The organism is Micromonospora sp. A3M-1-15, from assembly GCF_024213425.1.
GTDB lineage: Bacteria > Actinomycetota > Actinomycetes > Mycobacteriales > Micromonosporaceae > Micromonospora > Micromonospora chersina.
Genome location: NZ_JANAVK010000003.1, coordinates 651,232 through 677,121, shown reverse-complemented (window position 1 = coordinate 677,121; position 25,890 = coordinate 651,232). Strand labels below are relative to the sequence as shown.

At 69.0% G+C, this 25,890-nt stretch carries 20 protein-coding genes and 1 pseudogene; 15 read left to right on the top strand and 6 right to left on the bottom strand.

All coding sequences use genetic code 11. The features are described 5' to 3' along the window. The first annotated feature begins 186 nt into the window (after positions 1-186). Both NLX85_RS18340 and NLX85_RS18335 read left to right on the top strand, forming a co-directional pair. Positions 187-483 (top strand): DivIVA domain-containing protein, encoded by a 297-nt coding sequence (locus tag NLX85_RS18340; protein ID WP_254336696.1) that lies wholly within the window; start codon positions 187-189, stop codon positions 481-483. Further along, positions 480-731 (top strand): hypothetical protein, encoded by a 252-nt coding sequence (locus NLX85_RS18335; protein ID WP_254336694.1) that lies wholly within the window; start codon positions 480-482, stop codon positions 729-731. Before NLX85_RS18340 ends, NLX85_RS18335 begins: the two co-directional genes overlap by 4 nt. Before the next feature lie 275 nt (positions 732-1,006). Here the strand turns inward: NLX85_RS18335 and NLX85_RS18330 are convergent, their stop codons facing one another. Continuing rightward, positions 1,007-1,501: a hypothetical protein gene (locus NLX85_RS18330; protein WP_254336692.1), complete on the bottom strand. Its 495-nt coding sequence runs from the start codon at positions 1,499-1,501 to the stop codon at positions 1,007-1,009. Between the two features lie 119 nt (positions 1,502-1,620). Between NLX85_RS18330 and NLX85_RS18325 the strand changes: the two genes are divergently transcribed. Further along, positions 1,621-7,656, top strand: coding sequence for a DUF4011 domain-containing protein (locus NLX85_RS18325; protein WP_254336690.1), 6,036 nt, complete (start codon positions 1,621-1,623; stop codon positions 7,654-7,656). Positions 7,657-7,774: 118 nt separating this feature from the next. Here the strand turns inward: NLX85_RS18325 and NLX85_RS33715 are convergent, their stop codons facing one another. Together NLX85_RS33715 and NLX85_RS18320 are read right to left on the bottom strand one after the other, a co-directional pair. Next, positions 7,775-8,341, bottom strand: coding sequence for a helix-turn-helix domain-containing protein (locus NLX85_RS33715; RefSeq protein ID WP_374628106.1), 567 nt, complete (start codon positions 8,339-8,341; stop codon positions 7,775-7,777). A 397-nt stretch (positions 8,342-8,738) separates the two neighbouring features. Next, positions 8,739-9,260, bottom strand: coding sequence for a topology modulation protein (locus NLX85_RS18320; RefSeq protein ID WP_254336688.1), 522 nt, complete (start codon positions 9,258-9,260; stop codon positions 8,739-8,741). Between the two features lie 158 nt (positions 9,261-9,418). Between NLX85_RS18320 and NLX85_RS18315 the strand changes: the two genes are divergently transcribed. The 7 genes from NLX85_RS18315 (at position 9,419) to NLX85_RS18285 (ending at position 17,125) form a co-directional block, all read left to right on the top strand. Continuing rightward, positions 9,419-9,634 (top strand): hypothetical protein, encoded by a 216-nt coding sequence (locus tag NLX85_RS18315; protein WP_254336687.1) that lies wholly within the window; start codon positions 9,419-9,421, stop codon positions 9,632-9,634. Positions 9,635-9,765: 131 nt separating this feature from the next. Continuing rightward, entirely contained in the window at positions 9,766-10,116 is a 351-nt protein-coding gene (locus tag NLX85_RS18310; protein ID WP_254336685.1) for a hypothetical protein, read from the top strand. Positions 10,117-10,163: 47 nt separating this feature from the next. Then, complete coding sequence (locus tag NLX85_RS18305) at positions 10,164-11,999, top strand: hypothetical protein (RefSeq protein ID WP_254336683.1); 1,836 nt, start codon at positions 10,164-10,166, stop codon at positions 11,997-11,999. 74 nt (positions 12,000-12,073) lie between these two features. After that, positions 12,074-14,302 (top strand): AAA family ATPase, encoded by a 2,229-nt coding sequence (locus NLX85_RS33470; protein ID WP_254336681.1) that lies wholly within the window; start codon positions 12,074-12,076, stop codon positions 14,300-14,302. Continuing rightward, positions 14,299-15,558: an McrC family protein gene (locus NLX85_RS18295; RefSeq protein WP_254336679.1), complete on the top strand. Its 1,260-nt coding sequence runs from the start codon at positions 14,299-14,301 to the stop codon at positions 15,556-15,558. Before NLX85_RS33470 ends, NLX85_RS18295 begins: the two co-directional genes overlap by 4 nt. Next, positions 15,555-16,514 (top strand): phospholipase D-like domain-containing protein, encoded by a 960-nt coding sequence (locus tag NLX85_RS18290; RefSeq protein WP_254336677.1) that lies wholly within the window; start codon positions 15,555-15,557, stop codon positions 16,512-16,514. Before NLX85_RS18295 ends, NLX85_RS18290 begins: the two co-directional genes overlap by 4 nt. A gap of 143 nt (positions 16,515-16,657) precedes the next feature. Continuing rightward, positions 16,658-17,125, top strand: coding sequence for a hypothetical protein (locus NLX85_RS18285; protein WP_254336676.1), 468 nt, complete (start codon positions 16,658-16,660; stop codon positions 17,123-17,125). Positions 17,126-17,362: 237 nt separating this feature from the next. On the opposite strand, the gene NLX85_RS18280 is transcribed toward NLX85_RS18285, so the two are convergent. Next, positions 17,363-17,701 carry a hypothetical protein gene (locus NLX85_RS18280; protein ID WP_254336675.1) on the bottom strand — a complete coding sequence of 113 codons (339 nt, stop codon included), beginning with the start codon at positions 17,699-17,701 and terminating at the stop codon, positions 17,363-17,365. A 571-nt stretch (positions 17,702-18,272) separates the two neighbouring features. On the opposite strand from NLX85_RS18280, the gene NLX85_RS18275 reads away from it, so the two are divergent. Further along, entirely contained in the window at positions 18,273-19,754 is a 1,482-nt protein-coding gene (locus NLX85_RS18275) for an ADP-ribosylglycohydrolase family protein (RefSeq protein ID WP_254336673.1), read from the top strand. Positions 19,755-19,930: 176 nt separating this feature from the next. On the opposite strand, the pseudogene NLX85_RS33710 reads toward NLX85_RS18275, so the two are convergent. Next, positions 19,931-19,999 (bottom strand): annotated as a pseudogene (locus NLX85_RS33710) (hypothetical protein); the annotation flags it as partial. A gap of 8 nt (positions 20,000-20,007) precedes the next feature. Continuing rightward, complete coding sequence (locus NLX85_RS18270) at positions 20,008-20,442, bottom strand: DDE-type integrase/transposase/recombinase (RefSeq protein WP_308210758.1); 435 nt, start codon at positions 20,440-20,442, stop codon at positions 20,008-20,010. A 510-nt stretch (positions 20,443-20,952) separates the two neighbouring features. Here NLX85_RS18270 and NLX85_RS18265 point away from each other — a divergent pair. The 4 genes from NLX85_RS18265 (at position 20,953) to NLX85_RS18250 (ending at position 25,888) form a co-directional block, all read left to right on the top strand. Further along, a complete protein-coding gene (locus tag NLX85_RS18265; protein ID WP_254336669.1) occupies positions 20,953-21,345 on the top strand; it encodes a hypothetical protein in 393 nt (130 codons plus the stop codon). Positions 21,346-21,416: 71 nt separating this feature from the next. Next, positions 21,417-22,718, top strand: coding sequence for a helix-turn-helix domain-containing protein (locus NLX85_RS18260; RefSeq protein WP_254336667.1), 1,302 nt, complete (start codon positions 21,417-21,419; stop codon positions 22,716-22,718). Positions 22,719-22,976: 258 nt separating this feature from the next. After that, entirely contained in the window at positions 22,977-23,573 is a 597-nt protein-coding gene (locus NLX85_RS18255) for a toll/interleukin-1 receptor domain-containing protein (RefSeq protein WP_254336665.1), read from the top strand. Continuing rightward, the gene (locus NLX85_RS18250; RefSeq protein ID WP_254336663.1) at positions 23,570-25,888 is read left to right on the top strand and encodes a hypothetical protein; all 2,319 of its coding nucleotides are present in this window, start codon (positions 23,570-23,572) and stop codon (positions 25,886-25,888) included. Before NLX85_RS18255 ends, NLX85_RS18250 begins: the two co-directional genes overlap by 4 nt. The last annotated feature ends 2 nt before the right edge of the window (positions 25,889-25,890 follow it).

Sequence of the window (25,890 nt, the reverse complement as noted above, 5' to 3'; positions counted from 1 at the left end):
GATGGCTACCGACGCGGCTGTCGGGCGATCTCCCCGACCGGCCGCCGCGCACACTCGATCGGCAATCCGTTGAGCAGCCCTGGCGCCGTACCGCTGATTAGAGCTGCGGTGTCAGGGCGGGGTGGGCCCGCCAGCGCGGGACGGGCAGGTGGGCCCACCCTTTCCACGACCAGGAGGGGCAGGCTGATGAGCGTCCGCGACGTACCATCTGGGCAGGGGAGCGGAGCGACACCCTACCGCTCGTCCGCGTACCCCTCCTTGCTGCCGTGGCAGGTGCGCGAGCGCCGCTTCCCGCCGGCCCGGCTCGGGCGCCGCGGCCTGGACCCGGACGCCGTTTACGCCTACCTCGACCGGGCCGCCGGCGACATGATGGCGCTCTACGCCGAGATCACGGAGCACCGCCAGGAGACCCTGCGCATCAAGGACGCGCTGCTCCGCTGGCAGTCGGAGCAGGCCCGCATTGCGAACGGCGAGCGCCGGTGACCGAGCGCTGGGTCATCCACCTGCCGGTGACCGCCGCCGACCTGCCCGCCGCGCAACGCCTGGCCCGGGTCGTCGCCCGCTGGACCGCGATGCTGCCGCAGACCGACCCGGGGGAGACTACCGTGTCGGCCGAGGACGACCAGAACGTACGCCGTCGGGTCTTCTGCGACCTGCTGCTGCCCAGCGGCCGGCGCTGCCTGCTCCGCGCCGACCACGACGGCCCCTGCTCCCGCCGCCTCCGCCGCTGATGTGGAAGGCCCGGCCGCAACCATTTTTCAGGGTGCCGGGCGGCCCGTCGATCTCGGAGGCGGCTAGGAGATGTGTGCGGGTTTGAGCGGATTGCTTCTGGGTAGGCTGGGGCGCTACTGATCGTCGCCGTCATGGGCTCGCAGGGTGTAATGGCTGTTCGCGCTTCTGAATTGGCCTCACCAAGCGCCGCCGGTGAGCACAAGCCACGGAGACGCCGGCCAGGCACCGGTAGCGAACCGGTCCTCGGAACCGATGCCGGCGTCTCCGTCGTTCGTCAGGCGGTCACCGAGCCGAGGCGGAGGCCGTCGAGCAGGTTGACGAGGTCATCGTCGCGGGTCACCTCGTAGCCACGCTCGCGCAGCTCCGCGACCAGTTCCGCCTCGCCGTCGAGCGGAACCTGCAGGTACTCACCGTTGTGAACCGTGAGCACGACTTCGCCGTACCGGTCCTGCAGGTCCTGCGGCAGCGCGTCGAGCGCCCGCGCCGTGACCATCTCGGGCCAGTACCCTTCCACGATCGCACCCACCTCGGTGATGTCGAAGGGCTCGTCGTCGGGGTAGTCGTCCTCTTCGTAGCACTCGGGGCCGGCCGGGTTTGACAGATGCGTCATCTGCACCTGCCGGGCCTCGCCCCAGGTACGCGCGGCGGCGAGCGCCCTGATCTCCGGGGCCTCCCCGGCGGCGGTGTCGGCGTCAACGAAGGCGAGGCAGTCGTGATTGGTGGCGTGGCCGTAGACCAGGCGCCGGGTGTTCGGGTGGTGCGTCGTCATGGCGCACATCCTGCACGACGGGTACGACAACCAAGATCGGCATACGGGCCGGGGGCGGATCCACCGGTCGGGTGACCGCTAGGCTGACGAGTCCTGGCCTTGCCACCTGGAGAAATGCCATGTCCGACAGCGTCTTCGCGCAGTTCACCGCCGACGACGACCAGCTCGCCGTCGCGCTGCTCGTGCAGCCGGCGATCAACGCCGCCCTGGTGCACAACCGGGTGCCGCTGGTCCGCCATCTCACGCTGGTCAACCGCGGCGCCGAGCCGCTGGCGGACGTGACCCTGACGCTGGAGCTACTCGGCCCCGACGGTGCGCTCACCGAGCCGTGGACGCGTACGCTCACCGCGCCGTTGCGGTCGGGCGCGAGCACCGGCTGGGACGACTTCCGTGACGTCACGCCCGACCGGGCGCTGCTGTATCGCACCGACGAGGCGTTCCCGGTCGACTACCGCCTCACCGTCGAGGCGGATGACAAGGCCGTGGCGCTGGTCGCCCCGTCACGAGTGCTGGCGCACAACGAGTGGTTCAATAGCCCCGCCCTCTACGACAGCCTGGCGGCCTTCGTGCAGCCGAACACCCGGGCGGTCGAGGCCGTGCTGCGGTCGGCGGCGCAGCTTCTGCTCGCGCGTACCGGCTCCGGCTCGCTGCAGGGCTACCAGGACGGAGCGGAGCGGGCGGCGCTGATCGCCGGCGCCGTGTACGAGGCGCTGCGCCAGCTCGAGATCACCTACCAGACCCTGCCGGCGTCGTTCGAGAACAGCGGCCAGAAGGTGCGGACGACGGCCGCGGTGCTGGACGGGCGCCTCGGCAACTGCCTCGACCTCTCCGTCACCTACGCCGCGTGCCTGGAGGCGGCCGGGCTGCACCCGCTCATCTTCATCAGCGAGGGACACGCCTTCGGCGGCTTCCTCCTCGAAGAGGAGCGGCTCGGCGCTGCGGCGGTCACCGAGACCAACCTGCTGATCTCGATGGTCGACTCGGGCCGGGCGGTGCCGGTCGAACTGACCCGCATCGGGCCCGGCGCCCAGTCGGCGACCTTCACCGAGTCGGTACGCGTCGGGCTCGGCCACTTCCGCGGCGAGGGCCACCGCCTGCAGGGCGTCGTCGATGTCCACCTCGCCCACCGCTCCGGGATCCGGCCGCTGCCGTCGGCCGACGAGCTGGTCGCGCCCGCGCCCGTCGACGCCGAGATGACCCCCGACGCCGGCGCGTCGCTCGATCTCCCGCCCGGTGTCGCCGCCGCGAAGCTGCGCCAGCTCGCCGACGAGGGCGACGAGGTGCCGCAGCTCTCCGACGGCTCGCCGGCGCGTATCCAGCAGTGGCGGAAGTGCCTGCTCGACCTGAGCCTGCGCAACCCACTGCTCAACCTGCCCAAGCGTGGCCGCGGCCTGGACCTGCACGTGCCGGCCGGCGCCCTGGCACTGCTGGACGACCTCATCCACGACGGCCGCCAGGTGCAGGTCATCCCGCAGGACGACATCAGTCACGTGCACGAGTTGGCCGGCGCGCGCCGGGCGCAGGACCTCGACGCCGAGATCCTCACCCGGGAGCTGCGCACCGACCGGCGGGTCTACGGCGCCGTCACCGAGGCCCGCTACAAAACCGCCATGCGGGCGCTGCAGCGCGAGGCCCGCACGATGGAGCAGGAGACCGGCAGCAACTACCTCTACCTGACCATCGGCACCCTGGTGCACACCAAGACCACCGGGGGAGAGGCGTATGCGCCGCTGTTCCTCCTGCCGGTGCGCATCGAGGGCGGCAGCGGCCGCCGTCCGTACGCGATGGTCATCGACGGCACCGAGGTGGCCAGCCCCAACTACTGCCTCATCGAGTGGCTGCGCGTCAAGCACGGCGTGCGGATCCCGGCGCTGGAGCAGCCGGTCCTCGACGAGCACGGCATCGACATCGCGAAAACCCTGGCTGCGATCAACACCGGGCTGGTCGACAACCGGCTGAACTACCGCATCGACGAGACCGCCAGCCTGCGGCTGCTGCAGTTCTCCACCTTCCAGATGTGGCGGGACCTCGGCGACCACTGGCCCCGGTTCATGGAGAACCCCGTCGTCCGGCACCTGGTGGAATCCTCCGGCGCCACCTTCGACGACCCGGCCCGCCCGGACCACGACGCCGACGTCGCCGTGGACGAGGGGGAGCTGCACCTGCCGATCCCCGCCGACGGTTCCCAGATGCAGGCCATCGTCATGGCCGAGCGCGGCCAGTCCTTCGTCCTCGAAGGGCCGCCCGGCACCGGCAAGTCGCAGACCATCACCAGCATGATCGCCCGCGCGGTCGCCGCCGGCCGGTCGGTGCTGTTCGTCGCCGAGAAGCAGGCCGCCCTCGAGGTGGTGAAGCGCCGGCTCAAGCAGATCGGCCTCGGACCGTTCGCGCTGGACCTGCACGGGCGCAAGCAGTCCCTCAACGCCATCCGACAGCAACTGCGCGACGCCCTCAACCAGTACGACCTGGGCAGCGACGGCGACTGGACGGCCGTCGAAACGGCCTACCGGACGAGGCTCGCCCCGCTGGCGGAGTATCCAGCGCAGGTCCACACCGCCAACCCGATCGGGATGTCGCTCTGGTCGGCCTACGAGCAGGTCCTCGCGTACGGGGACGGCCCGGCCGCCCCGGTTCCGGTCAGCTACCTGCACGCACCCGCCGAGGTACGCGCCCGGGTGGAGACGACGCTGCGGGAGTTCCCTGCCGCCGCCCGCTCGGCGCGGGTCCGGACCGGGCATCCTTGGGCGCTCAGCGGCTGCCGGACCCTCGACGGGCTGCACGGCGCGGCCGTCACCGAGATCGCCGCCGACCTCGAACGCCTCCGCGCCGACCTCGCCGCCCACCCCCACCTGGTTGGGCTGCTACGAACGCTGCCTACCCCGGAAACCGTCACCGAGCTGCAAGCCGGCGCGTGGCTCGCCGTACGGGGGATGCTCCCAGACCGGGAGACGACCCTGCGCGCCGGCGACCGCCATTGGGACGAGGCCGCGGCCCGGCTCCAGGGGGAGCTGGCCGCCTTCCACCAGGGCTTCGCCGGTGAGCTGGCCACCTTCCGCCCGGACGTGTTCGCCCGCCCCGAGCTGACCGCGTGGCACGCCGAGGCGCAGGAGGCGGCGAAGAAGCTGCTCGGCAAGCGCAAGCGCCGGCAGGCCGTCGTCGACAAAATGGCCGTGCACCTGGTCGCCGGCGCGACGCTCGACGTCGAGCGGGTCGAGGTGACCACCGGACGCCTGGTCGCCGCCCAGGCCCAGGCCGCCGCGCTGCACCAGCACGCGGTCGCGCTCGGCGGCCTACCGATCCCGGCGTGGCAGCCCACGAACCCGGACGCGCAGCAGCGGCTGGCCGAGGCGATCGAGGCGACCCGGGCCGGCCGCACGCTCCTGGCCCGGCACCCGCAGGTCTGGGAGCTGTTCCAGCGCGGCGTCACGGACGTCGACGCCGTCCTCCTGGACCGGGTCGCCTCCCGATGGCGTGCCTGGCGCGGGGTGCTGCGCTCCGCAGAGCCGGAGCTGGCCCTGTGGTCGGCCGGCTCGCACTGGGTCGACGCCTGGCAGCGGGACGGCGCGACCTGGCTGCACGACCTGCGCAGCGAGGAACTCTTTCCGCTGCGCCGCTGGGCCACCGTCCTTACCCACGCCGACGTGCTCGCCTCCGCCGGCCTCACCGACTACCGGGACCAGTTGCTGCGCGCCGAGGTGAACGGACAGTTCGCCGAGGAGGCGTATCGGCGCGGCGTCGCCGCCGCCTCACTCGGCGAGCGGGTACGGGCCGGCGGGCTGCAGTACTTCGACCCGGAACTGCACGACGACGAAATCGCCCAGTTCGAGACGGCCGCCGGGGAGCTGCGGTCGGCGCTGCCCGAGCGCCTGCCCTCGGTGCTGGTCCGCCGCCGCCCGTTCAGCCCTTCCGACCGGCGGGGCCGCTTCGCCGACTTCGCCGCGGAACTGCGCCGCAAGCGCGGCGGCCGATCCTTCCGGGAGCTATTCGAGCAGTATCCCGACGCCGTGCTGGCGTTGACCCCGTGCGTGCTGGTCAGCCCCGCCTCGGCGGCGAACTTCCTGGCCCCGGGAAGCCAGCGCTTCGACCTGGTCATCTTCGACGAGGCGTCGCAGATCCGGGTCGCCGAGGCGATCGGCGCGATGGGGCGGGGCAGCGCCGTGGTGGTCGTCGGCGACTCCCGGCAGATGCCGCCGACCACCTTCATGCAGGCCAGCCACACCGTCGACGAGGTCGACGAGGGCGACGGCCCGGTGCTGGAGGACCTGGAGAGCATCCTCAGCGAAGCCGTCGAGTCCGGGCTGCCACAGCGGTGGCTGTCCTGGCACTACCGCAGCCACGACGAGTCGCTGATCGCCTTCTCCAACCGCTACTACTACGACAACAAACTCTCCAGCCTCCCGTCGCCTGGCATGAGCAGCTCCGCCGGCATCGCCTGGCAGCGGGTCGACGGCCGGTACGACCGCGGCGGCTCACGGACCAACGACGTCGAGGCGCGCGCCGTCCTCGCCGACATCACCCGGCGCCTGCACGATCCGGCCACCGCCGGGCAGTCGATCGGTGTGGTCACCTTCAACATTCAGCAGCGGGACCTCATCCTCAACCTGCTGGAGGACAGCACCGACCCGATCATCCGCGAGCAGCTCTCCGGTGCGGTCGCCGAGCCGATCTTCGTCAAGAACCTGGAGAACGTGCAGGGCGACGAGCGTGACGTCGTCCTGTTCTCCCTGGCCTTCTCCACCAACCCGGAGACCGGCCAGCTTCCGCTGAACTTCGGTCCGCTCAGCCAGGCCGGCGGTGAGCGGCGGCTCAACGTGGCGATCACCCGGGCTCGCCAGCAGGTGGTGCTCTTCTCGTCCTTCGACCCGTCCGACATCGACCTGTCCCGCACCTCGGCGGTCGGCACGCAGCACCTGCGCGCGTACTGCGAGATGGCCGCCGCCGGCGCCGACCGGCTGGGCGACCTGGCAATCGACCGGGCCGAGCGTCGCAGCCGCATCCGCGACGAGGTGGCCGCCGCGCTGCGCGACCGCGGCCACGAGGTCCGCACCTCGCACGGCCTGTCCGACTTCACCGTGGACCTTGCCGTACGCCGGCCGGGCTCGGCCCGCTGGCAGGTGGCCGTCATGCTTGACGGGCCCGACTGGAGCGCCCGACCGACGGTGGCCGACCGGGACCTGGCGCCCGCCCTGCTCCGGACCATCATGGGCTGGCCGGAGGTGGTGCGGTTCTGGCTGCCCGCGTGGATCCACGACCGCTCCACGCTGCTCGACCGCGTCGACGACGCCGTCGCGAAGGCCGACGCTCCAGAGCTGCCCGCGCCGGCGGAGGCGGTCGCGCCCTACGGCACGGTCGAGCTGCCGTCGCCCCGCACCGCCGAGGACGTCGAGCAGGTCCACCTCGTCGAGCTGTCGGGTACACACCTGGCGGAGGACACCGAGCCCGCCACGGAAGTGTCGCCGGCACCTGTCACGGGCCTCGCCGCCGCATCCGCGCCGGCCCCCGTCACGGACCTCGCCACCGCCTCCGCGCCGGCCCCCGTCGCGAGCGCGCCGCAGGCGACGACCGGCGCCATCGAAGTCAGCCCCTTCATCCCGTACGCCCCGACGCCGCTCGGCGACCAGAGCGACCTCGACCTGCTCGCCACCGACCAGCGGGTACGCGGGCTCGTCCGGGAGGCGCTGCGGGAGATCATCGCGGCCGAGGGACCCGTCGAACAGCACCGGCTGGCCCGCCTGGCCCTGGCCCGGTTTGGCTTCCTGCGGACCCGGGAGGACCGGCGCCTCGCCGTGCTCGCGCTCGTCGACGCCCGCCGGCTGTACGACCATCCCACCGTAGGGCGGTACGCCTGGCCCGAGGGGACGGACCCGCAGACGTACCGCGCGTACCGGGTCACCCAGGTGAGCAACGACCGGGCGTTCGAGGAGGTGCCGCCCGAGGAGGTCGCCAACGCGTTCGTGCACGTTCTGCAAAGCGTGCCGAGCATGGACGAGGAGCGCCTGCTGCGCGCGGGGCTGGAGCGCCTCGGCTACCGGCGGCGCACCGACAAGATCGACAAGTTGCTCCGGTACGGCTTGCACGTCGCGGTGACCAGCGGCCGAATCCGGTTCGACCAAGAGGGACGCCTCACCTTGGGTCGACATGAGTCATCGGCGTGACCATGCCTGGGCGAAGCCCTGGCCGGCTACGCCGGCCGACTTTCGCTTGTCTCATGGTGCACCGCGCTCGTCCAGCCGAAGACCGATCAGCATGCCAGCACATAGGTGATGGTCGCGATCATGCCCGGCGCTCGATCGCCTCTGAGCGGCAGGGAATGCACCTGCCAGCAGGTTGGCCAATGTGCCCCGGACGCGAGCAGCGGCGGCCACCGTCGGTCATCGGCGGCGCCGCGCCGCCACGCTCGGCGCAACCCGGAGCGCGGGTTTGCTTCCTCTGCGGAGCAAATCGGTCGGAAACTGGTGCCTGCCTGCCTCTCGTTGATTGGTCTTCAAGGCTTCGGGTGACACCCTGGCTGTCACCCCTGCTGGCCGAATCTGTCGCCCTGCCCTGCTGATTTGTCACCCCAGAGGAGGTTCCCGTCCTTCGATCTGCGATGACGAGGCGGTAGACGCGGGTGGCGATCCCGGCGACCTTGGACACGGCCAGGCGGCCGAGTTGGACCAGCTTGGTGAGGCACCGCTGCACCGTCCGCTCGGAGCAGCCGGCGTAGTTCGCGATGGTGGCGACGGAAGGCCAAGCCTTACCTTCGTGGTTGGCGTGTGCAGCGATGGCGATAGCCACGGCCCGCTCGTTCTTCCCTAGGTCTTTCGTCGCGAGAAGAGCGCCCTTAACGGCAAGACTCATTGGCCTCGGACCTCCTACGTCCGTCGGGGCCACGGGCAGGTGTTCTGCACCGATGACGCCGAGCTTCATCTGGCACCCCGCGCCGTACCAGCGAGGGGTCTAGTGATCCACGCTCAGCTATCGCTGAAGGTCAAGTCGCAGAGGAGAGGTGGGCGTCCCAACCGGCTACCGACTGCGTCCGAATCAAACTCGGCGAGGAGTAACACGCCCGAATCCCGAACGTGCTGAGCGTTGGAGGTCGGCCAGGCGGCGGCCAGGGAACGGCTACCCACGGACGTTCCGGGCCGTAGGACCCGCTCAGCTCGCGCAGTGAGGGCGGCTGGGCAGGCGACGATAGGCTTGTGCGAGGCTGAGCGGACTCGCCGTGCAGATGACACAGCGCGCCGTCCCGTTGCGGTTAGGGCAAGGGCTGGTGTTCGTCCCGTACGCGGTTGATCAACTGGTTGGCCTGCCGGCGGCCGTTGAGGGTGAGAAGCCGGATGTGAGGTCCGTGTTCCCGGACAAGGTTCTGTACCCGGGGTCGCATACTGCGTCGGTATCCGAAGATGTAGCGGACGAAGTTCCAGGTGATCCGGTCGTAGACGCCATCCTGGTGGTGCTGCCCGCCTCGGTAGCGCCAGCGCCGCTGCGTGATGCCCCACAAGCAGGTGGCGGCGGGTAGGTCGAGGAAGATGACAGTGTCCGCGGCAGCCAGCCGGATGGGCAGGGTCCTGGCATAGTTGCCCTCGATGATCCACCGTTCCCCGGCGACGAGTTTCTCCTGCTGGGCGGCGAAATCGTCCTGCGGCAACGGCCGCCACTGCTCGTCGTAGTAGACGGCGTCGAGGTGGGTCAGCGGTGCGTCGAGGATCTGGGCCAGCTGCCGGGCGATGGTGGATTTACCGCTCCCACCGCAGCCGATGATGGCGATCCTGTCCATGGCACTCCAGGGTAGGGGCCGGTGACGTACCGCCGAGACGACATGGTGAGTCATGACGCCACCGGTTTCGGGTGACGCAGGAGGCGATCGAGCACGTCAAGCTGGGTGGAGAGCCGGAACGGGTCGAGGTGCCGTAGGCATTCGGCGATCATCCGGGTGTGCTCGCCGATGCCGGCGATCTCGGCCGGCCAGCCGACGCGGTGCCGGACGTCGGTGGCGTTCCGGACGATCAGGGATGGCGGGACGAACGCGGCACCGCCTCGGACATCGGCGGGGAGGAGCGGCGCGCAGCCGGCGAGCACGGCCTCGAAATCACGTCTATCTACGTTGTGTCGTCACACGACCTCACCAACCGTCCTGGGCAGTACAGCTAGTTCTTGGCGGCGCGGCTGATCAATCGGTCCGTGGGATGGAAAGTGGGCCGGTTCGACGGACACGGGATGTCGTACCTATGCGGTTACATGGGATTCCCCTTCCATCTGCGATGTGGAGTGCAGAACGCCCGATGAACGTGACTCGCGTCAAGCGACGCCTGTTTGGTCGGTGGGATGTCCCGGGCGAGGATCCGCCGATTGGGGCCGAGTACGACTTCGGCGGCTTGGCCGCGAACGTGGTCTTCGATGACGTGCACCAGTTGCGGGTCCTGGACCGGACGGCGACTGCGCGTCAGCGCTTGGACGCCGTGTATGGGTGGTTTCGCAAGGTGCAGGTGAACGGTCGCCGTTTGGCGAGGGCCTACGGCGACGAGGATGCCCTGACGATGATTGACGAGGTGTGTGAGGAGGTCGCGGAGCGGCTTCTGTTTGCGATGTCCGAGATTCGCGAGGGCATGGTCGAGCGCGGTTACGACGACTGACAAGGGCTGCGGCAGGGGACAGGGATCGGTTGACCGATGGGAGGTCCGTGCTGTTGAAGAAGCCGAGCACCACTAGGCCGACGGATGCCCTCGCGCCTCCCGCCGACGTGCGCCGGATCGACACGGAGCCCGACGCTCGCGATCTCGCTCACCGTGTGCTGACTCCTGGCCGACGCCGGTGGCCGGTTGTGGTGCTGACGATTCCGGCTGGGCAGCAGGAGCCGTTCGGGGATCCGCACGAGGTCAAGGACGCGGTCGGGGACCTGGCTGAGGTCGTGCTGATGCCCACGAGCGATGTCTCCTGGGCGTTCTCACGGGAGATGCCGCAGGGAACGCAGGTGTACGGCGGCGCGGGACGCGTGTACCCGCTCGATCACCGCTGGGTTGCCGACCCGGCCCGTAGCAGGTTGCGGTTCGCCTATTCACTGCAGGACCGGCGGCGTATCACGGACCAGTTGATACACGATGCGTTGGAGGCGGCGCTGGCTGCCGGCCTCCTTGAGCCACAGACGAACCCGCGTCTTCAGCAGCGGTCTGGAGCGGTTCAGGGTGTAATCGGGTCACGGGCGCTGGTTAGGTTGGACGACTCGTCGGTGGCAACGGTGTGGGAGGAGCTGACCGTACCCGGCGTCGCGTTGGAGCGGCTGCTCGTTCGGGGGCAGCGCGTTACGGGCGTCTACGATCCTGTGTCGCGGAGACTGGATCTGCGCGAGGCACTGCTGTTCACCGACCCATCGACCGCGTCGGCTGCGGTCGCGGAGACCTACCGGATTGGTGACGTGGTCCTGGCGGACGTGGCTGCGGTAAGCGATGACGCCGTGAGCCTGCGGCTGCTGCCCGATGTTGTGGTGGACGTCGGAAGGGATGCGGTCACCTCCAACGCGAACGACACCTTGCGCGGCCTGTTCACCCCGGGGGAGATCGTCGCCTGCCGAATCGCCGACGACGACCCTCTGCGCTTGCGCCTGGATGACGTCGACGACGAGGAAACGCCGAAGCCCGCGCCGAGCCTGCTTCCCGGTGGCCCTCCATGGCTGTGCCTGCCCGAGCCTGAACTACAGCCGCCCGCCACCCCTGCCGCCCGCCCGACGAGCCCGGCCCCCAGCCCATCCCCGGTACCGGACCCGCCCCCGCGCAGGCCGACACCTCTGGACATGGGCCCCCGTGGTCGGGTCCCGGTGCCGAGACCCGTGGCGTCGCCGCCGATGGATGGCGCGCCGGGCAGTGCGGACGGGCCACCGGTCATCCAGCTGCGTAACGAGTTGGCGGCAGAGCGGGCGACCCGGGAGGCTCTGGCCGGCGACCTTGCCGGCCTACGAGGCCGGGCCGCGGACCTGGAGAACGAGCTGGCTCACGCTAACCATGTCATCGAGCAGTTGCAGACCCGCTACCGGAGCGCGGACCTCGCTCGCCAGCGGGCGGTCAAGCAGCTGAGGAGCGCACAAGGCCGCAACGAGAATGCACTGGGCATAGACGCTCCGGCGTTCCTCGACGCCGAGGACCAGTTCCGGTTCGAGGTGTACTCCGAGTGGGTGCGGCGGATTCCCCCTGCCGAGAAAGCCAGCAAGCCACTCGCTGACTATCTGCTCGGTCCAGGTTTCCTCGAGTCCGTCGAACAGTTGGCGGGCATCAGCCGGGCCAAGATCGTAGCCGTGGTGGTCGAGGTGCTCACCGCCCAGGTGCAGCATCTGGCGGGCCGCGGTGTGCACCAGCTACGAGCCGGCGGCGCCGGCGGTCCGTATGTGCGTCGCGCTGACGGCGCAACCTGCTGGCGGGTGGCGCTGCAACAGGATGCGCCGGCGGCACGTCGTCTGCACTACTGGCGCACCCCCGACGGGTACGAGTTGTCCAGGGTGGCTGTCCATGACGACTACCGCCCATGAACGTACCTTCCCCCACGCCCACGGTGGCGACGGCCAGCTGCGCAGTCGGCCACCTGGAACTGACAAGGAGTGCCGTGAACGAGGATGCTGTTTACGCCGCCGCCCGCAGGGTGATCCAGGCTGGCCTGGCCGGGAACGGATCGGCCTTCACCCCCGGCCGAGCCGTCTGGACAGCAGAAGCTGCCGACCAGCTGTATGCCAGGTTTGTTCAGCAGCCGGACACGGGCAGGGGAAGCTTCGTCAGAAAGCTACAGGGGCAGCTTGCCGCAGCACCGCCCACGGCGGTGCAGCTCATGGGCGAACTGATCTACCTGCATCTGCTCCTACCACGCGACATCGGCGGCACGGCGAAACGCGCAGTGATCAACGGAGCGCTGTCCTTGCTGCCCGAGCCGGTCAAGATCCCCGCGGACCTCGACACGGTTCTCGATCATGGCGTGGTGCGAGCCGGCGCCGCCTACATGACGCAACGGGACCGGCAGATCGCGTGGCTCGTGCGGTTCGTGCAGGCGTGGAAGCGCCTGTCCGTCGACGACCAACAGACGGCACTGCGCGACCCGTGGGCCTTCAAGGACGTCCTGGACAGGCTCCCGATCAACAGCGCCTACAGCCAACGCAACATCCTGCTGAACCTCGCGTTTCCCGACACCTTCCCGCCGGTCGCCTCCCGGCGGCACAAGAAGCTGATCGTTGACGCGTTCACTGATGAGCTACCCCATCAGACCGGCGACATCGATCGCGACCTGGCGGAGCTTCGGACGGCGCTGTCGGAAAGGGCCGGCACGCGGGTTCACTTCTATCAGCCGCCCTGGGTCGACCGGTGGCGGCAGCAGACCGGGCCCGTCGGCGAGGGTAAGGGACCGCGCGGCTGGCTGGTGCGAGGCGCGAAGGTGCACGGACACAACCTGATCGGCCATTGGCTCACCGAAGGGTTCTGCTCCATCGCCTACCCAGGGCTGCCGGAACTGAAGCCCGGCCTGTCGAAGGCGGAGCTGGACCAGCAGCTACGGGATTCGTTGCCGGACTTCTCACCGTCCCAGCGTGGTCTCCACGTGGGGGTGCTCGACCGGTTCCTCAACCGGATGAGCGAGGGCGACATCGTCGTCACCGTCGACGGGCCCAAGGTGTATGTCGGCACCATCACCGGCCCCGCCACCTGGGTGAACATGCCTGACGACCTGTCGAACCGGCGGCGGAAGGTTGCCTGGGCAAATCCCGACGCACCATTCACTCGGAACGAGCTGTCGGCCGAGGCGCGGAACAAGTTGTCCGGTCAGCTGACGGTGTCGGACCTCGGAACCTACGTCGCCGAGTTCGCGGCCCTCGCCGAACTGGATGACCAGCCGGGGGAGGAGGACGTCGACGATAAGCTCGAGGTGGCCGAGGTGGAGTTGCCCGAGCCGACCGCCGAGTTGGCCGACGAGCTGCTCATCGACCGTGAGTGGCTCAGCGAGACAGTTGACCTGTTGCGGGAGAAGAAGCAGATCGTGCTGTACGGGCCGCCCGGCACGGGTAAGACCTACCTCGCGCAGGCGCTGGCCCAGTTCCTCACCGGGCAGGCCGACAATGCTTACCGGCTGGTCCAGTTCCACCCGTCGTACTCGTACGAGGACTTCTTCGAAGGCTTCCGTCCCAGGGCCGCCGCCGACGGCGGGGTCGGCTTCGCACTCGAGCCCGGGCCCTTCAAGCAACTGGTGTCCGACGCGAAGGACGACCCGTCCCAGGCTTACATTTTGATCATCGACGAGATCAACCGGGCGAACCTCGCCAAGGTGTTCGGGGAGCTGTACTTCCTGCTCGAATACCGCAACCGCAGCATCCAACTGCAGTACTCACCCACCGACGACTTCGAGCTCCCACCGAACGTCTACCTCATCGGCACTATGAACACCGCCGATCGATCCATCGCACTCGTCGACGCCGCCATGCGCCGCCGGTTCTACTTCCAGCCGCTGTTTCCCGGCGAGACACCCCTTGACGGACTGCTCCGCGAGTGGCTGAAGAAGCACAACCTCCCCGCCGACCGCGCGGACCTGCTCGACGAACTCAACCGCGTCATCGGCGACCGTGACGCCGCCGTCGGCCCGTCCTACCTGATGACAACCCAGGCCGCCACCGAGAAGGGGCTGGCAAGGATCTGGAAGAACGCCATCATGCCCCTGCTCGAGGAACGCCACCTCGGCGACGGAGTTGACATCAACCTCCGCTACGGCCTTGACGCACTCCGTAAACGCCTCAAGCAGGCCGCCGCCCCTACCGCGGTGCCGGCACCCCGTGAGTACGCCGGAGACCCGGCCCAGTGAGGCTGATCAGCCTACGCGAGCACCAGACGCACGAATGTGAGCCGACGACAGCGGCCGTCGCCCGGGCGATGGGAGCCACGAAGCTCGTCGACACCTCACTCACCCTCGACGGGCGGCTGTTGCTGCGATCCGGCTCCATGGTCGGCGCGGCCCGCATCGTTGCCGGCGACGACCACGTGGAGCTGCACGTACGGCCGAAGGTCGGAATCGCTCGGCTACTGTGGCTGCTCGGCTACGCCCGCGACCCCCGCGGCTGGCGCACCGAACCCGTCGGCCTGACCCCCGAACACGACCTCGTCCCCGCCATGGCAGTCGCCTTCGCCACCGCTACGTCTCAGGCACTCGCACCAGGCCTGTTGCAGGGATACCGAACCGTCGAGGAAGCCTTGCCGCTGGTGCGCGGCCGGCTCCGAGAGGCAGACCAACTGCGCGCACGGCCGGGACTGGCCCTACCCGTCGAGGTGCGCTACGACGACTACAACCCGGACATACCAGAAAATCAGATCCTGCTGTCGGCCGTACGCCGCCTACACCGCCTACCCGGCGTCCCACCGGCCACCCGCAACGCCCTGCACCGCACTGCGGCCGCACTCGCCGACGTCACCCCCCTCACGGCAGGCGCCCCCATACCCGAAACCCCGCCCAACCGCTTCAACAACCGGTACCAACCCGCCCTGCGGCTCGCCCGGCTGATCCTGACCGGCGAAAGCATCGAACACGCCCACGGCTCAACCCTCGCCGCCGGCTTCGTCTTCGACCTCAACACCGTCTTCGAAGACTGGTTGACCACAGCTCTACGACACGCCGTCGAGACACGCTACGGCGGAACCATCACCGGCCAGCACCAGATGCACCTCGACCACGACCACCTGCTACCCCTGGTACGGCCAGACATCACCTGGTGGCAGGGGCGCCAGTGCCTCGCCGTCATTGACGCCAAATACAAGTCAGCCGGCAAGACCCCACCCCGCGACGACATCTACCAGATGCTCGCCTACTGCACCACGCTCAACTTGACCCGGGGTCATCTCGTCTACGCATCGGCAGGAGCAAAACGGGTGACCTACCAACTCAGGGGAAGCGGGGTGCGCATCGTCGTGCACCGGGTCGACTTGTCGGCACCTGTCACGCACCTGCACGAGCAGATCGAGAGGGTCGCCGAAGCGATCACGAGCGTCGGCCTCGCAAGGGGCGTCTCAACAACCCCAACGGCAGGCCCGGATGCGGCAGCCAAGGATGGCGGATACCCATCATGATCCAGCTGGTAGCAGACGGAACCTGGCACGGACTCGAGGACTACCTGCACGCGGATGTCCGCAAGCGGGCCGCGATCTCCTACATCGGACCAGCCGCCGCAGAGCTTCTCGATCTGGTGGGCGACGACATGATCATCATCGACGGGTCGGACGCGGCCTTGCAAGCCGGGCAGGTTGACCCGAGAACGATGAGCCGATGGCACAAAGCCGGTGTCGACGTCCGCACGTTACCGAACCTGCACGCGAAGATGATCCACCTCGAGGGCAGCGAGACGTACGTCGTCATCGGCTCAGCCAACGCCTCCGCCCGCTCCCGCAACCTGCTTCGGGAAGCCGCAGTCCTCACCGACGACGAAGGGCTGTGTACACAGGTGGCCGAACAGTTGGATGTCTGGTGGGCCGAAAGCGACCCAATCGATCAGACGTGGCTGAAACGGGCTCGCGAGATCTACCGTCCCCCAGCCCACGTACCGGCCCAACGCCGGGCCGCGCCGCAGCCCCGCCGCTTGTGGATCGGGATCGGCATCAACGACCCGGTCCCGGTCCCACCGAAGGCCGCCGCCGCCCGCGAGAACCTCGAACAGCGCTACGGGCGCGGGGTGGTCGACTCATGGCTCATGAATCCCGGAGACGAGCGCGCGGTGCGACCGGGAGACGAGGTTGTACTGGTTCAGGCAGGCCCTCTCCGTCAACAACCGCGCAGGAACTCGGCTGTCAGCCCGCCAGCCATCGTGGCGCGTGTCGTCCTGGACGAAACTCGCCCAACCGCCTTGCTGGTCTGGCCGCAGGGCGCCGAGGACGGCCTCGAGCCGCGAACCTACGAGCAACTGCTGGATGCGGTCGACCGGGTCGGCGGGGAGATCGACTGGGACAACCCATTCCCGGCGCGTTTGCCTGCGGCGGAGGCAATCCGAACGCTGTGGGGACAGCGGGCGGCACGATCTGCACGGCATTGAGGGGCGTTGCGGCCGTTGTGTCGTTCGCCCTCAGGCCCACGCAGCAGGGAACGGCGCGCCGACCGCCTGCAGGGCTGTTAGCCGAGCTGACCGTCCTGCTCCCGTCGAGTATCGAGGGCTATCGCGGCAGTACCGTGCGCGCCATGATCCGGAAAGCCATGATCGTAATGCCCCTTTGCCTGCTCTCCCTCACTGCTTGTAGCAGCAACGCCGATAAGCCGGAAGCCGCTGCGTCCTCGGCATCGCCAGCTCTTGCCGCCACCACGGCGTCGGAGGCGGCGGTCAGCCCGACCGCTCAGGCCGCCAGCGAGGAGGCGGAACTTCGCCAGGCGGTGGTGGCGTACTCGGATGCCTTCCTCGACGCGAAGCCTACGGCCGGCTACGACCTGTTCTCGGCCAGGTGCAAGGAACGCGTGACCCTCAGCGAGTTCACCGGGATGCTGACGGCCGCCAAGCAGATGTACGGCAAGGCGATGCCAATCAAGAGCTTCGAGGCGCAGATCTCAGGTGATCTGGCTCGAGTGACCTACACCTATGACGTGCCTGCCCTGAACCAGAACAAGGAGCCGTGGGTGCGGGAAAGCGGCAAGTGGAAGCAGGACGACTGCTGAGCCTTGCCTCAGGTTCGGCGCGCTCAGCCGCGCCAGCTTGAGCGATCGTTGGCGAGGTTCCGGTGGCGGTCCATCGGCGAGGGTGAAGTGAAGCTCGACCTCCACCACCGGAACCTCAAACACTGAGGGCCTTCGTGGCGCCGCCTCGGTCGAGTCGGCGACGAGGCTCCACTCGTCGACCATGTAGGTCAGGTGGCGACCGGTTGTTGAAGGCCAGGTACTTGCCGCGGCTGACTGCTACCAGGCCTTTCCGCGGATCGGGGGCACGTCGAGGTCGCGCTCGTCGCCGCGGTGCTCGGCGAGGAGCTGCCGACGGATCGAACGCCAAGCGACGCGCTCCTGCCGGTGGGCGAGTTTACGGTGCGACTGGAAGGTGCAGAGCTGACAGCCGCAAAGGTTCGGGGCCTGAGCCGAGGGCTGCCGGTAGCAGCGAGTGCGGTTCCAGGCGGGCGAGGCGAGGAACTTGTCGAGGTCGCAGGGGCCGGAGCCGTGTCGGTGGATGTCGGTAAACCAGTAACGCAAGTGCGGATCCAGCTGCTGAACTCGCTCGGGTCGGTGAACGTCGGTACGGGCCATGTGACGACCGCCTTCCGGCCGCCCGCGCTCCGTGCGCGGGACTTAACGCCTGGGTGGCATGTCGATCACCTCCAAAGGGTTAGGCGGACGCCTGGTATGCGAGTGGTGGGGGGCGTGCCCGGCTCCCAGCTCAGCCGGGGAACACCCGTTACAACCTTTTGGGTTGCGCCGTACATGTTAGGCCCGGGCTCCGACGAGATTTGACCACCAAGCCGCGGCCGGCGTCCTCGTCTACCAAGCAAGCTGCGAGCTGGCGATAGCCGGGGAGCAGAGGGATACCGGACCTGTACGCCGGTAGCGGTGGGCCGGCTGCGCGGCACGGGCGTGCACGACTCGTGGCTGGTGGGACATCTCGTCGATTTGCTGCTCCCGCTGACCTTGCCGCAGGCGCCGCGGTTCGTTCCCCTGTTCGATCCGAAGGCGGATTGGTGCCCATAGGTCTCCTGGTTCAGTGCGTTGATGTAGGCCCGAGCGGCGTACAGAACGTCGTACCCGGCTGACATAGTGACCAGCGGCCTTGTGACGGCGGCGACGGCTACGAGAATGGGGGAGTTGCGGGGTGGGGGAGTGGATGACAGCGACTGTGCCGCTGGATGCGATCCAGAGCGACCGGGCTGCCGGTGTTCTCCTCGCTGCGGCGTGCGGTGACGCGCTGGGCGTGCCGTACGAGTTCGGAGCGCCGCTTCCGGCGACCGAGCAGCCGGAGATGCGCGGTGGGGGACTCGGCCCGTACGCGCCGGGTGAGTACAGCGATGACACCCAGATGGCGATGTGCATCGCGGAGGTGTCCGCCACCGGGGCGGACCTGCGCCGCAGCGACTCCCTCGACCGCATCGCCGGCAGCTTTCTCCGCTGGAAACGGGAGGGCGCCAGCGACATCGGGGCCCAGACCCGCAAGGTCCTGGACGCGGTCTCGCACGTGAACGGACCGGGCATCGCCGCGGCGATGCGAGACGCAGCCGCCGATCTGCACCGGCGGACTGGCCGCAGCGCCGGTAACGGGTCGCTGATGCGCACCGCGCCGGTTGCGCTGGCCTATCTCGGCGATCCGCAGGCACTCGCGGAAGCCGCCCGCGCAGTCAGTGAGCTGACCCATTACGACCCCCTGGCTGCGGACGCGTGTGTGCTGTGGTGCGCCGGGATCCGCCGGGCGGTGCTCGACGGGACCTTCGACGGGGTACGCGAGGGTCTGGACCTGCTGCCCGCGCAACGCCGTGACCGATGGTCGGGCTGGTTGGCCGAGGCGGAGTCCAAGCCGCCGGAGCAGTTCCGACCCAACGGGTTCGTAGTCCCCGCGTTGCAGGCCGCCTGGTCGGCGATCACACACACCGACGTTCCGGACCACAACCCACGTCAGGGCAGTTTCCCCTGCCAGCATCTCGAACACGCCCTCACCGCGGCGGTCCGTGTCGGCGACGACACCGACACCGTCGCGGCGATAGCCGGCGCCCTGCTTGGCACCCGATGGGGCTCCTCCGCGGTGCCCCTGGCCTGGCAGCGCGTCGTTCACGGCTGGCCGAGGCGGCGTGCGGCGGACCTGATCCGCCTGAGCGTGCTGACCGCCCAACGCGGCCAGGCGGGCCAGGGCGGTTGGCCGGGCTGCGCCCGCGCGCCACGGCAAGCAGTTGCACCGTTGATGCAGGCGCACCCGCACGACCCCGGGGTGATCCTCGGCAACCTCCACACCGACGCAGCCGCGGCGCGCGCCACCGCGGTGATCTCCCTGTGTCGCGTTGGCTGCGACGATTTCGACGACGTGCCCGTTGCCAACAGGGTCGGGGCGTGGCTGGTCGACCAGCCCGGCGCCAACGCACACCCGCACTTCGTGGTCGATCAGGCCGCACGCATGCTGCTCGAGTTGCGCAAGGATGGCCATGTCGTGCTGCTGCACTGCGCCGCCGGTCAGAGTCGCACGCCGGCGGTCGCCGCCCGCTACACGACATTGACCACCGGCATACCGGCGCGCGCCGCGCTGGCCGAGCTGCGCGGCCTGCTCGACACGCACGGCTGGACACTCAACCCGGAACTGCGGCAGGTCGTCGAAGAGCTGTGACGCGCTACGCCATGAGGTTCCCCCGGTTCGCCGGAGGGTTGGCTACCTGGCGCCGGTGGGCTCAGGCTGAACGGTAGCCGTTCGTCCTGTCGGGCCTGGTGGGTGTGGAAGGCGATTTCGTACTCGTCTGGAGATCGCCAGCCGAGGTCTTTCTGGATGCGGCGGGTGTTGTGCCACCCGTCGACGTAGCTGAAGATCGCGTTCTCCGCCTCGTCGCGAGTGCGCCACGAGTTGCGGTAGACCAGTTCGATCTTCAGCGTGGACCAGAAGTTCTCCCAGGACCGTTGTCGAACGAGTCGCCGACGGAGCCCATCGAGGGCAGGATCCCGTTGTCGGCCAGGCGTTGGGCGAAGCGGAAGGACGTGTACTTCGATCCGCGGTCTGAGTGGTGGATCAGTTGGCCGTCGCGGACATCGCGGGACCAGATGCCGTATTCGAGGGCGCCGAGGATCAGGTTGGTGTCGCAGCGGTCTGAGCAGCGCCAGCCCACGATGCGGTTAGAGAATACATCCCGCACCGCGGCGAGCCAGAACACGCCTTCGCCGCAGGGGATGCGGGTGGCGTCGGCGACCCAGACCGCTGGCAGACCCTGGAGAGGCAGCCAAGAGGCAGCAAGAAGGCCAGTACCAACCGTCAAAAGACCGTAGCGGCTGGCACGGAGGCCCCGCTCTGCGACGCAAGACGTCACCGGATGAGATCCAGCGATGCTTCCTGCCCGCGTTCACACCGAAGCGCTCACCGCAGCTCGAACTCGAACCGCTCGTCGTAGCCCGACTCCTGATCCTCCGCTTGGACGGCGCGCACGAGATTGCAGATCCTTTGAACATCGTTGGCCGTGAATATGCCTAGGTTGGGAGTTCGTTACCGGAGCCATGGGTAACCAGCTTTCGCGCTATCGCCCCTTAAATTGGGAGCAGATTGGGAGCACGGCGGCCAGTCCCTGGCGTCCGACCTCCCCATGGCCCCTCCGGCCGAGGTATTGGGTACGCGGCTATATACGCAGGACTCCCGCATGAACATGGTCCCGCCGGACAGGGGGACCGGATAAGCGACGCCTGGCTGACGTTCCGCACCGGCGGGGCCGGCTGATCACGCCCTGGTGGGCGCCGACCGGGGTCGCCGGGCCGCTGCCAGCGGCTCGCCGACCCCGACGTCCACGTCATCGGCGTTTCTTTACCCGGGCTGACACCATGGCCTCATGCCCGAGGACGCACACCTTCAGCTGATCCAGACGGTGATCGCCCGCCTGTCGTCCCAGTCGACCGCGGTTAAGGCATGGTGCGTGACGGTCACCGCCGCGCTGCTGAGCTTCGCCGCCACCGCCACGACGCCGGGCCTGGCGCTGATCGCCGTCTACGTGGTCATCGCCTTCGCGGTGCTCGACGCGTACTACCTGAGTCTGGAACGGGCGTATCGTCGCCTGTATCAGCACGCGGTCGACGAGGACGTCGACACGTGGTCCCTGACCACCGGTTCGCCCAGGCCACGTGAGGTCCTGGCCGCACTGCGCAGCCCGGCCGTGTCCCTGCTCTACGGCTCGAACCTGGTCGTCGTGCTCGGCGCCGGCGGATATCTGCTGACCAGACACTGAAACGGCGGCACAACAAGCAAACGGTGGCCAGGGTTTCCCACCCCTGGTTCCGTTGAACCCACGGAAACGCGGTGACGACTGTGGCGCACAAAACCCCTCCGATGCGAGCCTTTGGTGTCGAACTACGGCGCCGCCGGGAAGAGCAGGGAATCTCACTGACGAAGCTGGCCACGCTGGTCAACTACAGCAAGAGCCACCTGTCGAAGGTGGAATGCGGCAGAAAGCTCCCGAGCGTCGAGCTTGCCCGACAGTGCGACCGGCAGTTGAACGCTGACGGCGCACTCGCGAAGCTGGCCCCGGCCCGCGAGTCACCCGAGCCTCGTCCCGACGCCGATCACGAGGGTGAGGTCTGGACGATGCACCTGCGCACTGATGGCTCGGGCGGTTTTCACGCCCTCGGTGAAAACGCATCCGCCCTCTTCGGCGGGGCCAACATGCTCTCCTGGCCTCCCTCCGGACAGCTGGCCGGGTCACCCGTTCCGGTCTGCCCGGAGGGTGGCGCCACCTACGAACGTCTGTTGGTCGAGTTGCGGCACCTCGGTCAGGCGAGCCGCCCCTCCGCGGTGCTGCCCATCGCCGCGACGGTGACCAGTGCCCTGCGCACCCAGACGGACGCGGCCTCCCCGGCGGATCGGTCGCGCCTGCTCCTGCTCGCGGCCCGCTTCGCCGAGTACACCGGCTGGATGGCGCAGGACCTCGGCAACGACGACGCGTGCGGTTGGTGGACGAGGTACGCCGTCGCGCTTGCGGAGGCCGCAGGCGACATCGAGATGAGCAGCTACGCGTCCGTACGGGCCGCCGAGATCTCGCTCTACCGGGACGACCCGCTCGGTGTCCTGACGGCGGCGTGTACCGCGCTGGAGAAGGGCGGGAGCCCGCGAACCCGAGCTTTCGCGATGCAGCGGATCGCTCAGGCGCACGCGTTGCTGGGCGACGAGCCAGCCTGCATGCGCGCGCTGCAGGAGGCCGCGGACCTGCGGGACCGCGACGGACAGAGCCCCCGGGGCGCCGCCCTGGGCAGCGCCACGATGCGCGATCCGCTCGCCTTCACCACGGGCTGGTGCCTGTTCGACCTGGGCCGGCTCAAGCAGTCCGTCGAGGTGCTGGGTGCGGAGTTTGCCACCGTCCCCGACCACGCGCACCGGGTACGCGCGCGGTATGGGGCGCGCCTCGCGTTGGCGCTGGCCAGCCAAAAGGCGCTGGACCACGCCTGCGAGGTCGCCGAGCCCACCATCGCCGCCGCCCGTTTGGTCGACTCGGCCACGGTACGGGTGGACCTCCGCAGGCTCGCCCGTACGCTGCGTCGCTGGCATCAGGAGCCCATGGTGCGGCGCATGATGCCCGAACTGGCGTCGGCTCTCCATACCAGCTGACCGCCGTCTTTCGGTTTCGCCTGGTGACCGACCGGTACGGTCACCATTGCTGTACGGCCGGTGAGGCCGGTCCATGGGTGTTCTCAGTGGACTCCTCGTGTCCCGTTGTCCAGCCGAAGAGGCCAAGGGCAACCATTGCAGGCCCGTGAACGGGACTGCAACGCTGTAGACGGCCTTTCGGCGGACGAAAGTCGCTTCGTCGGGCCGCTTCATCGCTTTGCCCGTGCGTCCCCTCGCGCCTTCGAAAGGGCGATTCAGATGGCTGGGGTATTCATCAACTACCGCACCGGAGACGGCCACCAGTTGGCCGCGGCACTCAATCGCGAACTGCGTAGAAAATTCGGGGATGACCGGGTCTTCCTCGACTCGACGTCACTTCCTCCAGGTCGTCCTTTCCCCCCGGAACTCGAACGGCGACTGATCGAGAGCAACGTCCTGCTGGTGCTAATAGGCCCGAACTGGTTGACGGTCCGGAACGAGGCGGGCGAGCGCCGCATCGACGAACCGACGGACTACGTGGCGTACGAAATCCGGCGCTCGCTGGAGCGGCAGATCCTGGTGCTGCCGGTCCTGCTCGACGACACTCCACGACCCGACGCCAGGCAGCTGCCGTCCGACATCGCGGTGCTGGTTTCCCATCAGGAATGCAACCTCCGTTCCCGCCACCTGGACCGGGACCTGGCGGAACTGGTCCGGATCCTGAGCGGGCACGTGCCCGGGGCGTCGGGTGCAGACGCTGCCCGGCCGGAGCCGCCGCGACGGAAGGACCCGGTCGCCACGAAGATCAAGGTGGGTCGCGGGATCGTGCAGGGGGACCACTCGTCCGCGACGTACAACGAAGGTCGCGAGCCATGACGGATGACGAGGTCCCGGAGACCGTCGAGCCGGGTGACGCGGAGCCTGCGGGCACCGTCGAGGACGACGAGCCCGGGACGCCGGCGCTGGCCGACCGTGCCGACCAGGTTCCACCCCGGGTGCCACCCGCCGCCGACCCGGCGACGCCGGACGAGCCTTCGCCATCCCCCGCCGACCAGGCGGTCGGCAAGGTCAAGAGCCAGCCCTTCACGAACGGGAAGGGCGGGACGGCGCCGAGCGCCGTCGGCGCGGTGGACGACGACGACCGGGCCGACCGGGTACCCGAGCAGCAGCAGTCCCGGACCGCCGGCCGGGAGACGCTGGCCAGCGCCTCGGTGAAGCGGGGCATCGTCTCCACAGGCGACCACTCGTCGAGCGTCTACTACGAGACCCACAACGTCAGCTACGCCGGTCGTCAGGTGACCGTCCAGGTGTCGTACTTCGGGGCGGAGTACGTGGAACGGGAGTCCGGCGTCTATCTCGAGGTCGACCGGTTCGTCGACATGCGGGCGACGCTGCTCGAACGGCACCTGCTGGTGCTCTCCGGGGAGCCTGGCAGTGGACGGCGCGGTACCGCGCTCACGCTGTTGACCCGGGTGTTCTGCGACCCGAGGAGCATCGGCACCCTCGAAGTCGACGACGACAGCATCTTCGCCGTCATCTACGACACCGTCTCGTTCGAGCGTGGCCAGGGGTTCATCGTCGAGCGCGGGAGCCGGCCGCTGCTGGCGAACACCCTCGAGGCGCTCCGCGACCGCGCTGAGAAGCGGGGCGCGTATCTCGTCGTCATCGACGGCCCCGGAGCCGCCTCCGGCGAGGCCGTCTACGAGAACAGGCGACCCGACTCCGCGATGGTGCTCGACCGGCATCTCCGGTGGCGGCTCGACGAGCATCGCGCGATCAGGGAGGACCCCTGCACCCTCGCCGACGCCGAGCGGTATCGGAACCGGGTCGAGGAGCACTGGGCGGTGCGGCGACGGCTCAACATCGCCCCCTCCGTCCTCTACATCGCCCAACTGGCGCAGCACCTCGTGCAGCACATCCACCGGAAGGAGCCGCTCGATCAGCTGATCTCCGAGTGGGACGACCACCCCCGCAAGCTAGCGAAGGAGATCCTCGAGATCGGGGTGGAGCGGTCCGAGAACCCGCAGCTGGTGCCGCACCAGCAGGCGTTCCGCATCGCCTACGCGGTATTCCACGGTCACCCGCTGTCGGCGGTCTTCCAGGCCGGGGAACTGCTCAGTCAGAAGATCATGCCACTGTTCGAGGTGCGAGACTCGAAGCCGGCCAGACTGATCATCGACGGCAACATCGAGAAGCTGATCCACCCGACGATGGTCGGCCAACAACCCCCCGCCGCGGGCCGCATGAATCCCCGCCGCGCCCGCCTCGCCGACGTGGGGCTGATCCACACCCTCCTCGAGGTCGCCTGGCACGACTACGACACCCTCCGCGGCCCGTTGCAGGCCTGGCTCACCGTGCTTGCCGGCAGCCCGTTGGTCGAGGTGCAGGTCCGCGCCGCGCAGATCACCGGGGTGCTGGCGTCGTTCGACTTCAACGAGGTGTACCGGAACCTCATCGGCGTCTGGGCCCGGTGGCAGGCGACGTACCGCAACTCGGCGGCGATAGCGATGGACATGGCCTACAGCGACAAGGGCCTGGAGAAGCGGGTGTTGAACCGGATCCGTGACTGGTCGAACAGCCCCGATCCGCTGCTGCAGGACAGCGCCGCCCGGGCGTACGGCATGGGCATTGGCGAGGACGACGTGCCCCGGGCGATCCAGGAGCTCGCCCGTCTCGGCCGCCGACCGGAGCTGGCGGCGAGCAAGTCCGTCACCGTCGCCATGGGGACGCTCTTCCTCAGCGGCGCGGCCGAGGAGGTGATGGACGCCCTCGGCGCTTGGATCACCGCGGAGAGCCCGCACCTCGCCCATCACGCCGTACGCCTCCTGGTCGAGCTGGCGCGGCTGTACGGCAGCGGCGGCCCGGAGGGATGGCCTGCGCTGCCGAAACTCGCGGCGGAGAGCGCCGCGCGCCAGGACGCCCTGGTGAACCTGTGGCGCCGCGCGTTGACCGGTTCGATGACCTCGCGGCGGGCGTGGGAGTCGATGCGACGGTGGCTCACCGCCGCCGATTCCGATCCGGACCTGAGCGCCTTCGTGGAGTCCATGGCGCTACGCGTGTTCGACGGGACGCTGGCCGAACGCGCCCGGTTCAACCTGACCATCTGGAGCCGGCGTCAGCCGGGGGCCGACCTCATCCCCAAGCTGCTCAGCCACCTCGACCGAGCCCGATCCACGCCGATCCCGAGCTGAGA

What these genes read in the sequence shown, in the direction of transcription:
- NLX85_RS18320 (WP_254336688.1), bottom strand. Translation starts at nt 9,260, where the DNA reads ATGGACAGGATCGCCATCATCGGCTGCGGTGGGAGCGGTAAATCCACC.
- NLX85_RS33715 (WP_374628106.1), bottom strand. Translation starts at nt 8,341, where the DNA reads ATGAGTCTTGCCGTTAAGGGCGCTCTTCTCGCGACGAAAGACCTAGGG.
- NLX85_RS18290 (WP_254336677.1), top strand. Translation starts at nt 15,555, where the DNA reads ATGATCCAGCTGGTAGCAGACGGAACCTGGCACGGACTCGAGGACTAC.
- NLX85_RS18265 (WP_254336669.1), top strand. Translation starts at nt 20,953, where the DNA reads ATGCCCGAGGACGCACACCTTCAGCTGATCCAGACGGTGATCGCCCGC.
- NLX85_RS18250 (WP_254336663.1), top strand. Translation starts at nt 23,570, where the DNA reads ATGACGGATGACGAGGTCCCGGAGACCGTCGAGCCGGGTGACGCGGAG.
- NLX85_RS18325 (WP_254336690.1), top strand. Translation starts at nt 1,621, where the DNA reads ATGTCCGACAGCGTCTTCGCGCAGTTCACCGCCGACGACGACCAGCTC.
- NLX85_RS18330 (WP_254336692.1), bottom strand. Translation starts at nt 1,501, where the DNA reads ATGACGACGCACCACCCGAACACCCGGCGCCTGGTCTACGGCCACGCC.
- NLX85_RS18280 (WP_254336675.1), bottom strand. Translation starts at nt 17,701, where the DNA reads ATGGCCCGTACCGACGTTCACCGACCCGAGCGAGTTCAGCAGCTGGAT.
- NLX85_RS18340 (WP_254336696.1), top strand. Translation starts at nt 187, where the DNA reads ATGAGCGTCCGCGACGTACCATCTGGGCAGGGGAGCGGAGCGACACCC.
- NLX85_RS18310 (WP_254336685.1), top strand. Translation starts at nt 9,766, where the DNA reads ATGAACGTGACTCGCGTCAAGCGACGCCTGTTTGGTCGGTGGGATGTC.
- NLX85_RS18285 (WP_254336676.1), top strand. Translation starts at nt 16,658, where the DNA reads ATGATCCGGAAAGCCATGATCGTAATGCCCCTTTGCCTGCTCTCCCTC.
- NLX85_RS18275 (WP_254336673.1), top strand. Translation starts at nt 18,273, where the DNA reads ATGACAGCGACTGTGCCGCTGGATGCGATCCAGAGCGACCGGGCTGCC.
- NLX85_RS18255 (WP_254336665.1), top strand. Translation starts at nt 22,977, where the DNA reads ATGGCTGGGGTATTCATCAACTACCGCACCGGAGACGGCCACCAGTTG.